The sequence below is a fragment of the Microvirga arvi genome (genome assembly GCF_016892765.1).
GTDB lineage: Bacteria > Pseudomonadota > Alphaproteobacteria > Rhizobiales > Beijerinckiaceae > Microvirga > Microvirga arvi.
Window position 1 is genome coordinate 1 of sequence record NZ_JAFEMD010000095.1, and the last position, 12,117, is coordinate 12,117.

General features: G+C 58.9%; 9 protein-coding genes and 2 pseudogenes. 6 read left to right on the plus strand and 5 right to left on the minus strand.

Annotation, left to right across the window (positions count from 1 at the left end; all coding sequences use genetic code 11):
• Nucleotides 1-278, minus strand: a 278-nt coding sequence (locus ILT44_RS28270; RefSeq protein ID WP_204242947.1) for a ribbon-helix-helix domain-containing protein, incomplete at its 3' end; no start/stop codon positions are given.
• Between the two features lie 257 nt (nt 279-535).
• On the opposite strand from ILT44_RS28270, the gene ILT44_RS28275 reads away from it, so the two are divergent.
• On the plus strand, nt 536-1,570 hold the full coding sequence (locus tag ILT44_RS28275; protein WP_204242948.1) for a YihY/virulence factor BrkB family protein: 1,035 nt from the start codon (nt 536-538) through the stop codon (nt 1,568-1,570).
• A gap of 599 nt (nt 1,571-2,169) precedes the next feature.
• On the opposite strand, the gene ILT44_RS28280 is transcribed toward ILT44_RS28275, so the two are convergent.
• The 3 genes from ILT44_RS28280 to ILT44_RS28290 all read right to left on the minus strand — a co-directional run bounded on the left by ILT44_RS28280 (nt 2,170) and on the right by ILT44_RS28290 (nt 6,177).
• Entirely contained in the window at nt 2,170-2,844 is a 675-nt protein-coding gene (locus ILT44_RS28280; RefSeq protein WP_204242949.1) for a hypothetical protein, read from the minus strand.
• 2 nt (nt 2,845-2,846) lie between these two features.
• Nucleotides 2,847-4,247, minus strand: a complete 1,401-nt coding sequence (locus tag ILT44_RS28285; protein WP_204242950.1) for a selenium-binding protein SBP56-related protein — start codon at nt 4,245-4,247, stop codon at nt 2,847-2,849.
• Between the two features lie 406 nt (nt 4,248-4,653).
• Nucleotides 4,654-6,177, minus strand: coding sequence for a peroxidase family protein (locus ILT44_RS28290; RefSeq protein WP_204242951.1), 1,524 nt, complete (start codon nt 6,175-6,177; stop codon nt 4,654-4,656).
• Nucleotides 6,178-6,869: 692 nt separating this feature from the next.
• Between ILT44_RS28290 and ILT44_RS28295 the strand changes: the two genes are divergently transcribed.
• The 4 genes and pseudogenes from ILT44_RS28295 to ILT44_RS28310 form a co-directional block, all read left to right on the plus strand.
• On the plus strand, nt 6,870-7,196 hold the full coding sequence (locus ILT44_RS28295; protein ID WP_204242952.1) for a recombinase family protein: 327 nt from the start codon (nt 6,870-6,872) through the stop codon (nt 7,194-7,196).
• A 34-nt stretch (nt 7,197-7,230) separates the two neighbouring features.
• Nucleotides 7,231-8,071: pseudogene (locus ILT44_RS28300) on the plus strand (IS3 family transposase); the annotation flags it as partial.
• Nucleotides 8,072-8,355: 284 nt separating this feature from the next.
• Nucleotides 8,356-9,435, plus strand: a complete 1,080-nt coding sequence (locus ILT44_RS28305) for an IS110 family RNA-guided transposase (RefSeq protein WP_204242953.1) — start codon at nt 8,356-8,358, stop codon at nt 9,433-9,435.
• 16 nt (nt 9,436-9,451) lie between these two features.
• Nucleotides 9,452-9,745 (plus strand): annotated as a pseudogene (locus tag ILT44_RS28310) (transposase); the annotation flags it as partial.
• A 497-nt stretch (nt 9,746-10,242) separates the two neighbouring features.
• Here the strand turns inward: ILT44_RS28310 and ILT44_RS28315 are convergent.
• Complete coding sequence (locus ILT44_RS28315) at nt 10,243-10,533, minus strand: hypothetical protein (protein WP_204242954.1); 291 nt, start codon at nt 10,531-10,533, stop codon at nt 10,243-10,245.
• 463 nt (nt 10,534-10,996) lie between these two features.
• On the opposite strand from ILT44_RS28315, the gene ILT44_RS28320 reads away from it, so the two are divergent.
• Nucleotides 10,997-12,061, plus strand: a complete 1,065-nt coding sequence (locus tag ILT44_RS28320; RefSeq protein ID WP_204242955.1) for a hypothetical protein — start codon at nt 10,997-10,999, stop codon at nt 12,059-12,061.
• Nucleotides 12,062-12,117 lie beyond the last annotated feature (56 nt).

The window sequence follows — 12,117 nt, forward strand, 5'->3', positions numbered from 1 at the left end:
CGCAGCATTTCTCCGGCTGCTTGCGCGGCCTCGAGGTCTTGGCGACCATAGTGGCGCAGGCCGAGGTCGAGCTGGTGGCGGTCGACCGATTTCCTGACGGCATCATTGTGCCGATCAAGCTGGTTCCGAATGGCTGTCCGGATGAAGTCGGTCCGGTTGGAGTAGAAGCCTTCCTGCACGAGAAGATCGATATGGCCAAGATCGACATAGCCCAGATTGATCGTGATCTTCTCGCTGTCAGAAGCCTTTTGTCGAAGTTCGTGCACGTTGGTCGCCATAGCCGCCCTCCCAAAACCATCTGTATGGATGGTATTTGGATGGCGACTGTCGCGAGTTCAAGCCCCCGGATCGTCTTTCCCTGATTGCAGCCTGCCACTTCGGGTCTATGTCACAGGACAGGCATCCGGATTGGGAGCACGGCCCCAAAGGAGCCGGGAGACCAGTCCCGGGGTTAATGTGGAAAGGCCTGGAAACGTCCCCTTTACACAGCAAGAACCTTTCGACCCGATATCCTCCTGGACCTCAACGGTGCCCCATGAACGAACATGGCGAAGACTGGCGCTCCAAGCTCGAAGAGGAGACCGCTCCCGGCGTGCTGCCGGATGATCTCAACCGCGCGCGCGAGCCCGGCCGTGGACGGGAGGCGAATACCCCCGGGCAGATCCCGGCCCGTGGCTGGAACGACATTCTCTGGCGTGTGCTCTGGGGGATCTCGGAAGATCGTATCCTGTCGACCTCGGGCGGAGTTGCTTTCTTTGCCCTGCTGGCGGTCTTTCCGGCGATTGCCACCATCGTGTCGCTGTACGGGCTCTTTGCCGATGTCAGCACGATCAGAGGTCACCTGTCCCTGCTGTCAGGCATTTTGCCCGGCGGGGTACTGGAACTCATCGGGGAGCAGATCTCCCTGATCGTCACCCAGGGCAATGATACGCTCGGCGTCGCCTTCATGATCGGCTTTCTGGTGGCACTCTGGAGCGCGAACTCGGGGGTAGCAGCCCTCTTCGATGCCCTCAATGTGGTCTATGGCGAGAAGGAGAAGCGCAGCCTATTAAGCTTCTACGCCACGACCTTCCTGATTACCCTGGGCACGATCGTCTTCACCATCCTGGCCATCAGTGCGGTGGTGGTCGCGCCGGTCGTGCTCACCTTTGTGGGCTTTGTGACCCCGGCCGAACAGCTCCTGGCCATCCTGCGCTGGCCGATCCTTCTCGTGATTGTGGGCATGTGGCTTGCTGTCATTTACCGCTACGGTCCAAGCCGCCGCGACCCGAAGTGGCGCTGGGTAACCTGGGGCAGTGTCACGGCGGCGGTGCTTTGGCTTGCAGCGTCGATGCTGTTCTCCTGGTACGTGGCCAACTTCGACAGCTACAACAAAACCTATGGCTCGCTGGGTGCTGGCGTTGGCTTCATGGTGTGGATTTGGTTGTCGGTGGTGATCGTCCTGCTTGGTGCTGATCTCAATGCCGAGATGGAGCACCAGACGGCCCGGGACAGCACGGATGGGACGCCCAAGCCGCTCGGCGCCCGCGGCGCCAACATGGCCGATCATGTTGGTGCATCGCACGCCTGACATGGCTCGACGCTGTAGCCAGAGACGCCTCAGGCCGCTGCCGCGCCCCTGTTCAAGACGCCTGATATAGCCAGAGCTTGGGCTGAACCAACCCCAACACGCAAGTTCGAGGGTCTACAGGAGAAACTTCGATAACGGGCCTTATGGAATGCAGCCACGCAATGATCCGCTCAGGGTCAATCTGAGCCGTTAAGCGTGGCCTGATGAAGGTCAGCACACCTTATGACTGCAGAAGTTCGGCTTTCGTCAGCCCCGTGCCATATGCGGCCATTCCAGTGACGGCGGTCGAACAGCAGCTCTCGGTCGAGAGCGTGTGAAAACGCTGACGGCCCCTCCTTGGAGCAACTTCATGTCTCGTAAGCCTCGATAAACCGGGGAATCCTCGGCGCAGGGCATGAGCTTGTACAAATAGTTCGTCTCAATCAGCCTGGTTCGAGTTCTCACACAGGCTCGACCCAATCTGATCATGGACGGCGCCCGCCAGAAGATCGCCGATGAGTGATGGGAAGCGGTCTTTTCAAGTGGCGTCGGTCCGCGTTTTGTTCAGCATTGTGTGACAATGCCGACAGAACCTCACCACCATGATTCTGAGATGCGGCTCAGTGCTGGTCCGAAAGGCTGAATGCGAGTGAGACAACGCCCACCAAAACGAGGCTGACGGCCCAAGTCGCATCCAGATTGAACCAACTCCGCGACACGAATTTGAGACCCAGGTAGTGGTAGACCAGCCACCCGGAGAATCCCCCGGCCACGATCATCGCGACAGAGTGGACGACGGAGACCAGGACGGCCATGCCAAGATTGGCGTTGATGAGAGCGCCTGCCGCCTCATGGCTCCTGTCGAGGTCGGCGGCTCGGCAGAGCCCGAGATAGATCGGCACGAGCATCAATCCTGCGCCATGAGCGACCGCCACGGCGAAGGACCAGAGTCCCAGTTGCGTCGGTCGTATCCGAGCCAGCGCCCGCGGATGGCGACGGTTGACGAACCGGAAGACACCGAATCCGATGACCAGGAGGCTGGCGCCAATCTGGATCTGGCGCTGCCATTCGATGATGGCGACCAGGATCGCGAAGGGAAGGATCACCACGAGCATGGCTAGCAGATGGCCGACCATTAGCGGCCAAAGCGCCGCGACGAAGGCACGCGAACTCCTTTCCATCAGCCCAGCTGAAACGGCAAGCGGCCATCCCATCCCCGGGTTCACCCCGTGATAGACGCCGCTCGCGACGACAGCCAGCCAGAGCCCGACCGGTGTCCAATCAGCTCCGGTCAAATTCAAACCGACGGATAGCAGAACGAATCCGTCGAGCAGTCGCCACCCTCGAGCCGGATCTGATGCGCCCGATATCCGTCGGGGAAGCTCACCCAGTAGTCCTTTGCCAGCTCGAGACCGCCGTTCGGGCTGGCATTGGCCATGACCTCAGCGCCCGGCACGCCGTCGGGATAAAATTGGTTGTCCCACGTCGAGTAGAGCGAGTTGGTCCAGTAGACCCGCTTGCCGTCACGGCTGATCTCGACCATCTGCGGACCGCCTGCATACGCCTCGCCGCTCGGGTGGGGCGTGCGGCGGGCAATGCCGCCGACGTGGACCGAGCCTGCAAGCTTCGGCTTCCTCGGGTCGGTGACGTCGTACTGACGCATCTCGCCGGTTCCCCAGCAGGCGACGTACAGGAACCGGTCATCCATGGAAAGGTCGATGTCGGTCACCAGCGGCGGCACTGCGCCAAACCCCTGCAGGAGGAGCGGCAGCTGGTCCTTGGACGCCGGCTCAGGTGGGATCGTCGCTGTCTTTTCGACGTGGAACTTGCCGCCTTCGCGCCACCAGGTCCAGATCGAGCCTTCGAGGTTCGTGGTGTCAACCACGACGCCCAGGAAGCCGTACTCGCGAACGGGATCGTGCGCGGGGCGCACCTCCAGCCCCATCTGGTGATTGGCGCCGAGATCGATCGTCTGGACGTTGCGCCGGGCCCGCAGATCCCAGAAGTGGATGTGATGGCCATACTTGTTCGCGAGCAGGTCCTCCGGCACGATCCCGTTCTCGAACTGTGGCGGCAGCCCCCACTCACTCGTCACCATGTAGTCGCGGGGCAGGTTCCACCAGAAGTCATAGTGCATTTTCTGGGGTCCGCGATCGATCTCCCACCGGCCGAGGATGTCAAACGTCTCGCAGTCCATGATGAACACGCCAGGTGGCCCATTGGTGCCATCCTTACCGCCGCCGCCGAGCGTGCTGACGTAGATGCCTTCCGGACCGCAGTGGACAGTGTGGGGCCGCGAGTAGCCGGTCTTCCTAAACACCTCCTCGGGCTCGATGATCTTGTGGATTTTTGCCATGGTGGGATCGGGCTTCGTATCCACGATATAAATACGCGAGGAGCGGAGCCCGGGGATGATCAGGTAGCGCCGCTCGAGGAACGTGTGGCCGGTGAGCGGCGACAATGCCGATGAGCATGCATTCCAACCGAAATGGTGGAACTCATCCCCCTTGTGGGGCATCGTCACCGTGTGGACGACCTGACTGAAGGTTGGCGAGCCGGGCTTCACGTCAATCACTGCGAGCGCGTCGGGCTTCGAGAAGTCCGCGCTGAGCAGCAAAGTATAGGCGAAGTTCTCCGGTGCAGCTTCCATCGCAAGCTTCGGCGATGCGTGGAAGGTCGGATCAGGCCTCATTGTCATCGTAGGGCCTCCCTATTTGTCTACGCACCGCCACGGCGCGGCGGCACGCTGAATTGCGGTCTCAACAATAGATAACCGACGTATTAAGATTGCGCGGTTTTCGAACTTTGCAAGCGACGCTGGCGAGCGTCGAACTTCCGCTTGGGGTCAAACTGAGCCTTTGGGCGTGGCCTTATGAAGGTCAGCTAACCCTAGGACTACAGAAGTTCGGCTTTCGTCTGCCTCGTGCCAGATCCAGACCTTCCTGGTTTCGGTTCAATTTCGCGGAAGCCCCTTTATGGAACTCCTTGCAGTGCCCTCCCGGATGACCGTACGGGCGCGTGCTGCTTGCCCTTCAAAAAGACAATCAGCTGAAGCGGGAAGGCGGGCGTGAATGGGAACCTCCCGGCTTCCTTGGTTGCTAACGCTAGCCAATTGGATTGATCTCATCCACCAGACGAAGCAGGTCGGTCATCAAAAACGTACCAGGTTTTGCTGAAGGCAGCGTCGGCTTCCAGTTCTTTGCCTGCCACAGGAATGATTTGGTGTCTCCGTGGATCAGACCCACGAAAACCTCAGAGACGAGGATCGAGCCCACGGGACCTAAGCGCTCGCCACTATGGCGAACCTGCGCCTCCTTCAGGATGTAGTACCAAAGCGGGGTTTCCTTATGCAGGCCCTGCTTTTTGGCCACCTTTCCGTCTGGACCACTTGCGATCTCTTCGGGACTGAGAGGGTTCTTGATCCGCATCGCTTTTGCGACGTCTTGGCCTGAGGGCAATCCAAGATTGACCCCGCGCTTCATGTTCCGGAACGCCAGATTGCCACCCCCACCCGGCAGAGTATGCAGTTCTGGGACAAGGAACGGATCCAGCCTGCGGGCATGGTTGAGGGTGAATTCAGGTGTGCCTTCTGGGGTGCCGAGATCGTAGAAGCGGCGCCAATCAATGATCCAGTTGCTCGGCAGCACAGGAACCGGCAGGGGGCCTGTAGGCGGGTTCGGAGCAAGATCGCCAATAATCTGACCTGACAAACCGCTAAATCCGAAAATCAACCCGAAATCAGCTGGGGGATCATGAAAGACCCGGTTGTGGCTGTAGGTCTGCCGAACCATACTATGGCCGAGTCTGTAGGCAGCGGCCGAGAACTCCACCGGCATGTAAGGCGTCTTCTTAAAACGGTAGAACTTACGCCCGTCGTTAAGGATCCTCGCGACGATCCCGGGTTCAGTGAGACGTTCCACAAAATCGTGGAGCACCATCCACTGATAGTGCCATGTTACCGTTCTGCGTGCATCGGCAAAGATATCGGCCGGCGGTGTAGGGGAGTTTGCGAGAAGATCACAAACTTTGTTGTGAAACTTCAGGAAGGCGAGATGCGTCTGAGCGACGAGAAGGTTCTCATCGTTACGATGATCGCCTATCAGAGCGAAGCCTTCGGGGCTGCGAGGAAGATCGCTGCGGAAGTTTCCAGTGACACCTCCAAAGCTGACATTGATGTTTTTGCCGATGAGCAGTTTGGGGCCGTGCTTGCTCGTATTCTCAGGATTGCGGGCATACAGATGCGGACTGCCGTCCGGTCCAAGGCCGTAAACGGCGTCAAGATCCAAGCTTGGGGTCCGGAAATTCTCGATGCCGAGCGGGTCCTTGTCCTTCTCGGAAAGGGAGGTCAGATCGAGAGTGATGTCATGGTCGATGAACTGTCCCAGATAGGTGAAGCCTGCAGGGACATGAGGGTTGTCGCGCGTGGTATCAGTCGGATCAGGATCCAGCATCGCGTCGGCGAGGGCCTGCAGCTTGGCATCACTCACCTCCAGAGGTGGGAGCTTCGGGAACATGCGGCCAAACATGCCTGGGTCTTTGTTGCCGGACAGGGTATCAAGATGCTCCCGCTTGGCATGCCGACCAGCGATGCCATGCCCGGGGATGACCTTCACGGCATCAGCCGACATCGACGTTGTCTTGAGAACTTCCTTTGGTGGGATAGCCGCTGCCCTGCCTGCCGGAGTCTTCGATGCAGGTGTCATTACATCATTTGGCATTGGTTTGCCTTGTTCTCGCTCTGGGTTAGAGCGTGGTTCCCAACATGCTGTTTTCTACTTGTCTCTGACCTACCGACGCGCGTGCTATGCGCCCAGTTATGTCTCAGTTTACACTAGACCTTGGCAAGGATGATACGTGTGCACTGGAGCATAGAGCGGAAATTCCGAGGATTGCCTATATGGAACCGGATCCTGTGCCGTTTGAGCATATTTTGAAGCTTCTATCGGCGCTCGGCTTAATACGTCAGTAAAGAGCCAGTCGATGCAGCCGCTCTGCCTGGCCCGATTTGAGCATGAACATTGAAAGAACACCAGGGGAGCTGCTCGCGCCGATCCCGCTGCCGGGATTATGCTGTCAACAAGCCATAGGACCTCTTCTGGCTAAAGTCAGCTCCGGGTCACGGACTGCCCTTCAGCCTGGCCGTGTGAAGGTCTGCTTTGACCTAGGAAGCCGTCCTCCTCTGCAGGGCTATCGTTCCACTGGACCTTGCGCTAGCGGAACGTTCCATCTCCGAAGCCTATCCGTTCCAATGAAGTAATATTGATATTTGGAACGGCCAAGATGACTATGTCTGAAACTTCATTGGAACGAAGAGACAGACATGCTCATCGGATATGCTCGTACCTCCACCTTAGAGCAGGAGGCTGGTCTTGAGGCACAGCTTAGAGACTTTAAGGCACTTGGATGTCAAAAGGTCTTTCAAGAGCAGACATCCTCCGTGGGTCCACACCCTGCCCTTGAGCAAGCCCTCGACTTTGTTCGGGAGGGCGATGTGCTGGTCGTGACGAAGCTGGACCGCTTGGCCCGTTCTGTCTCTCACCTTGGTACAATCATTGAGATGATTAAAGCTAAGGGCGCGGCCCTTCGGATCATCAACAGAGCCGGCTCGGGAAATTTGAACAGAGAGATAAGTGGAGTTTCCGCCTGACTGCAGCCAGAATGGCTGCCGAACAGGAGAACCCATGAGCAAGAGACCCCGCCGGAACCACTCTCCGGCTTTCAAGGCCAAAGTGGCCCTGGCTGCCGTGAAGGGCGAGAAGACTCTGGCCGAGTTGGCGCAGCAGTTCGATGTCCATCCCAACCAGATCACCCAGTGGAAGACGCAACTCCTCGAGGGGCGACCGACGTGTTCGGGGCCGAGAAGGCTACAGCCGCAAACCCGCCGGTGGACGTGAAGACGCTGCATGCCAAGATTGGCGAGCTGACCCTGGCCAATGATTTTTTAGAGCACGCGCTCGGCAAAGCCGGAGTGTGGCCGAGCGCAAAGCGATGATCGACCGCTCGCATGGTCTGCCGCTTTCCCGGCAGGCTGAGGAACTCGGGATCAGCCGGGGCAGCCTCTATTATCAACCGCATCCTGCATCGGCGGCCGACCTGGCCATCATGCGTCGCATGGACGAACTGCATCTTGAGTTCCCGTTCGCGGGCAGCCGGATGCTGCGCGATCTTCTCAACGCAGAGGGCTTCACGGTCGGGCGCTTGCATGTCTCCACGCTGATGAAGCGCATGGGCCTGGAGGCGCTTTACCGCAAACCCAACACCTCCAAGCCAGCACCGGGCCACCAGATCTATCCGTATCTGCTGCGCAAGCTGCCGGTGATGCGACCGAACCAGGTCTGGGCTATGGACATCACCTACATTCCCATGGCGCGGGGCTTTGTCTATCTGGCGGCGGTGGTGGACTGGTTCAGCCGACGGGTTCTGGCCTGGCGGCTGTCCATCACGCTGGAGGCGGCCTTCTGCATCGAGGCTCTGGAGGAAGCGCTGGCCCGCTATGGTCGGCCTGAGATCTTCAACACGGATAGTCAGAAGATCACAGCTAGTTCCTGGGCGGCCTGACTCAAACACCGATCGACCGACTGGTAGGCTGGCTCCGTAGGGTGCCCTGGTGTGGTCTGACCCGCACTCCGATCGACCGCCGTGTCTTTCCCTGGACCTGTCGGCCGCCCGGGAACGCCCTGCGGTGGGGCTTTGCCTCGCCGATGCCTGTGACCCGAGAAGGGCCTGACCTCAGGGTCTCGTGACTGTCCTGTCCGCGCACTCGGTCTCGGCAAAGCCTGGCAAACGGTCCAAGCTGGAGGCTGGGAATGGGTAACAACGAAGATGGGACGCGCCACGTCGTCGGTGGTGTGGATACACACAAGGATTTGCACGTCGCCGCGGTCGTCGATGGACAGGATCGCGTTCTGGGAACAGCCAGCTTCGCCACCACCCGTCATGGATATCGGCAGATGCTCGTCTGGATGCGCTCGTTCGGGGACCTGCGGCGCATCGGTATCGAATCGACCGGCAGCTACGGTGCGGGCCTACTCCGGTTCATGCAGCAGGCAGGCATTGACGTGCTGGAGGTTACCGCGCCTGACAAGCACGATCGCCGGCGACGCGGCAAGAATGATGACCTCGATGCCCAGAATGCCGCCCATGCTGCCTTGGCGGGAAGGAGAACTGTCACGCCCAGAAGCCGAGATGGGATGGTAGAATCCCTTCGCGTCCTCATGGTCTGCCGCAAGACCGCCGTCGCCGCGAGGCGTGTTGCCATCCAGATCATCCAGACCACGATTGTGAGCGCGCCAGACGGGCTGCGCGATACTTTGCGTTCCATGACGCGCATGCAACTCGTGCGAACTTTGGCCGCCTGGCGGCCGGATCTGACAGCCTATCGCGAGGTGGAAGCGGCTTACCGCATCAGCCTCAAATCGCTGGCTCGTCGCTATCTCGAGCTGCATGACGAGATTGCCGACCTTGACGCAATGATCAGCGCCATCGTCGATGACCTTGCGCCCGAGCTTATCGCGCGCAATTCGATCGGCTACACCGGTGCCGCCCAGTTGCTGCTGACCGCCGGCGACAATCCTGAGCGGTTGCGTTCTGAGGCGAGCTTCGCGGCGCTGTGCGGTGTAAGTCCGGTCCCCGCCTCTTCCGGAAAGACAATTCGTCACCGGCTCAACAGGGGCGGCGATCGCGCTGCCAACAGCGCCCTGCACATTATAGCCATTGGGCGGATCCGAACCGATTCAGCGACCAAGGCCTACGTCGTCAGACGCACCAGCGGAGGTCATTCGAAGCTCGATGCTATTCGCGCCCTCAAGCGCTACATCGCTCGTGAGGTCTTCCACATCATCACAAGACGCTACAAGGAGATCAATCAGACCCGCATCGCCGCTTGACAAACAGAAGGGCGTCCAAGGAAGTCAGTTCACCAGCCACGACTTCAGCAGCGTGCTGCTCAAGCATGAGATCGCGATCAGCATGGATGGCAAGGGCGCCTGGCGGGACAACGTCTTTGTCGAGCGGTTGTGGCGCAGCATCAAATACGAGGAAGTCTATCTGAGGGCCTACGACAGTGTCGCCGAGGCCCGCACCTCGATTGGTCGGTATCTGGCCTTTTACAATGGCCGGAGGCCTCATTCGAGCCTTGACCGGAGGACACCCGATCAGGCTTACTTCAATCCGCTGTCGCAGCTTGCGGCAGCCTAAACCCGGCAGACGCTCCACTTAACTGGCCGAAAACCCTGTTCAGGCAAACCGAGCCACCTCAGATTGCGCACGAAATCAGAGAAAACTTCCAGGTTAGCATTGATCTTGAGGACATCGGTTTTAAGCGAGCCTGCGACAGTCTTTATGAAGCGATGTTTGTAGAGCCAAACCTCGCACCCGCTGACCGCAAGGAGGTTATCCGCCATCTTAAGAGCGTTGCTTCGCACACCAAAGCTATCCAACCCCTCTTACAGTTTTCCGACAAGCCGCGACCTGCTGGAGAAATTGGGGCTCGAAATGCTCTGATCACGTCCATCTACCGGCGTGAGCAGGGCTTGAGTATTGTGCTAAGCCAACTGGAGACCTTGGCTCAGTGTCTGACCCACCTTGAAGCGCACTGCGCTGCAGCAATCCACACAGTTCAAACTTATAAGATTGGGAAGGGAATTACGTGGTATGAGCCATTTACTTGGCTTATGATCAGAACTGCTCTCTCCTTAAATATAAAGGTGTCCACCGCTGGCGATCGCACTGGCGAAGGTGATGCCGCCCCATATGCCACTCCCTTTACAACTCTCGTATTCGGGATTGAACGGCTTCTGCCAAAGGAAGCGCAGTCCAAAAAATTGTCCGGCTGCGCAAAGCGTATTGAGCGCACCAAGACATATCGCCGATTTCACGACAGATGAGGCGTTCTGCGATGCCGTCTTCTGTCGTGTTACATTCAAAATAGACGCTGGCACCTTTGGGTTCACGGCAATGGCCGAAGAAATCCCAAGGTGCCCCATGGATCAGTCCAAGACCCAACCCCCACGATTGAGAACCTCAGCAGAGGCGGCCGAGCGCCTGAACTGCAGCGTAAGCTATCTCGCCAAAGCGAGAATGAAGGGAACAGGCCCAAAGTTTGTTCGCTTGGGCCGAGCCATCCGCTACACGGATGCGGCTCTCGATGAGCATGAGGCCGCTCAGACTCGCACCTCAACATCGCAATATCAAAAGGTCGATGGCCGGCCTTCGCTCGTGAAGGCGGCGCCAAGTCGTTCGAAGAAGCGCACGCGCTCAGATGAGCCGGATTTGCTGGATCGTCTATAATCATCCATCTCAGTACATCATGATACACCAAGTAAAATATAGATTATGATACTGCACGAAAGTACCAGGCAATGGTATTTACTTGACGTTTTCACAACAGAAACTACCATCAATCACAATACATCTCTGGGAACAATCATCTGCCCTCAGGAGATCATAATGAACCCTGCTCAGGAGCCGACCTTTCGCGATCTCATCGATGCTCTCACCCAAGACACCACCCTCCCGCTGCAACGGCGACGACAATTCGCCTGCTCCGCTCGGCGGATCGCAAAGGCGCTGGATCGCAGACCGGATGAATTGCTTGCCTCCTGGAGCAGGGTTCGCTCTCGTGTTGAGCAGATCCATCCCGCCGAACTCGGCTGGACACCTCAGACTGCAGCCAATCACCGCTCTGGCCTGCGCAAGGCCCTGCAGTGGTTCCAGTCAACTTCCGTGGCTCAGCCGGCGGGCAGGAAGCTCGCCCCTGCATGGGCGGCACTGTGGAACTGCCTCACGGATGAGACGCTGAAGAAGCGGCTGTCCTCGCTTACCAAGTATTGCTCGGACAGGAAGGTCCGGCCTGCTGACATGGACGAGCCCGCCTTCGCTGCCTTCATGCAATACCGAGCTGAGCAGACACCGCAGGGCTACGGCCTTTATGAGCACCGTCAAATCGCCCGAGCATGGAACCTCTGTGCTCAGACCATTGCAGGCTGGCCCAAGCAGCAGCTCGTCGTGCCGCCGGATCGGCGCTACAAAGGACCAGCTTGGACAGACTTTCCCGAAAGTTTGCAGGTCCAAGTCGAGTCCTACTTTACCGGCATTACCCGCGAGCAGCGGCGGCTCGGAACGAGGAATGCGAGGAGTTGCTCGCCCAGAACCATCAAGACCCGACGGCGGGAGCTCATCGCCTTCGCGGGCAAAGCGGTCTCAATCGGATACCCGATTGAGACGCTCACCTCCCTGTCGGTTCTCCTGGCCCCGGCAGTAGTCCGGGAAGTGGTCGAGGCGTATTGGGCGGAAGATGGTGACAAGCCGAAGCGGTATACGGTCGACCTGCCCTGGAGACTGTTCGTCATTGCCCGGAGAAGTCAGTGCCTGGAGCCTGAGGCCCTGGAAGAACTGGCCGAGATCCGATCCGCAGCGCAGCGGCACCAGCCCCGCGGCCTGACTGAGAAGAATCGGGGTGTGATCCGGGCGGTCAAGTCAACGGATGTCTGGGCTGAAGTAGTTTGGACTTAATCTGACAGACGGTGTCGTTAAGCTGAGGCATGAGCCGAGGCCGGGCGCGGAGTGGA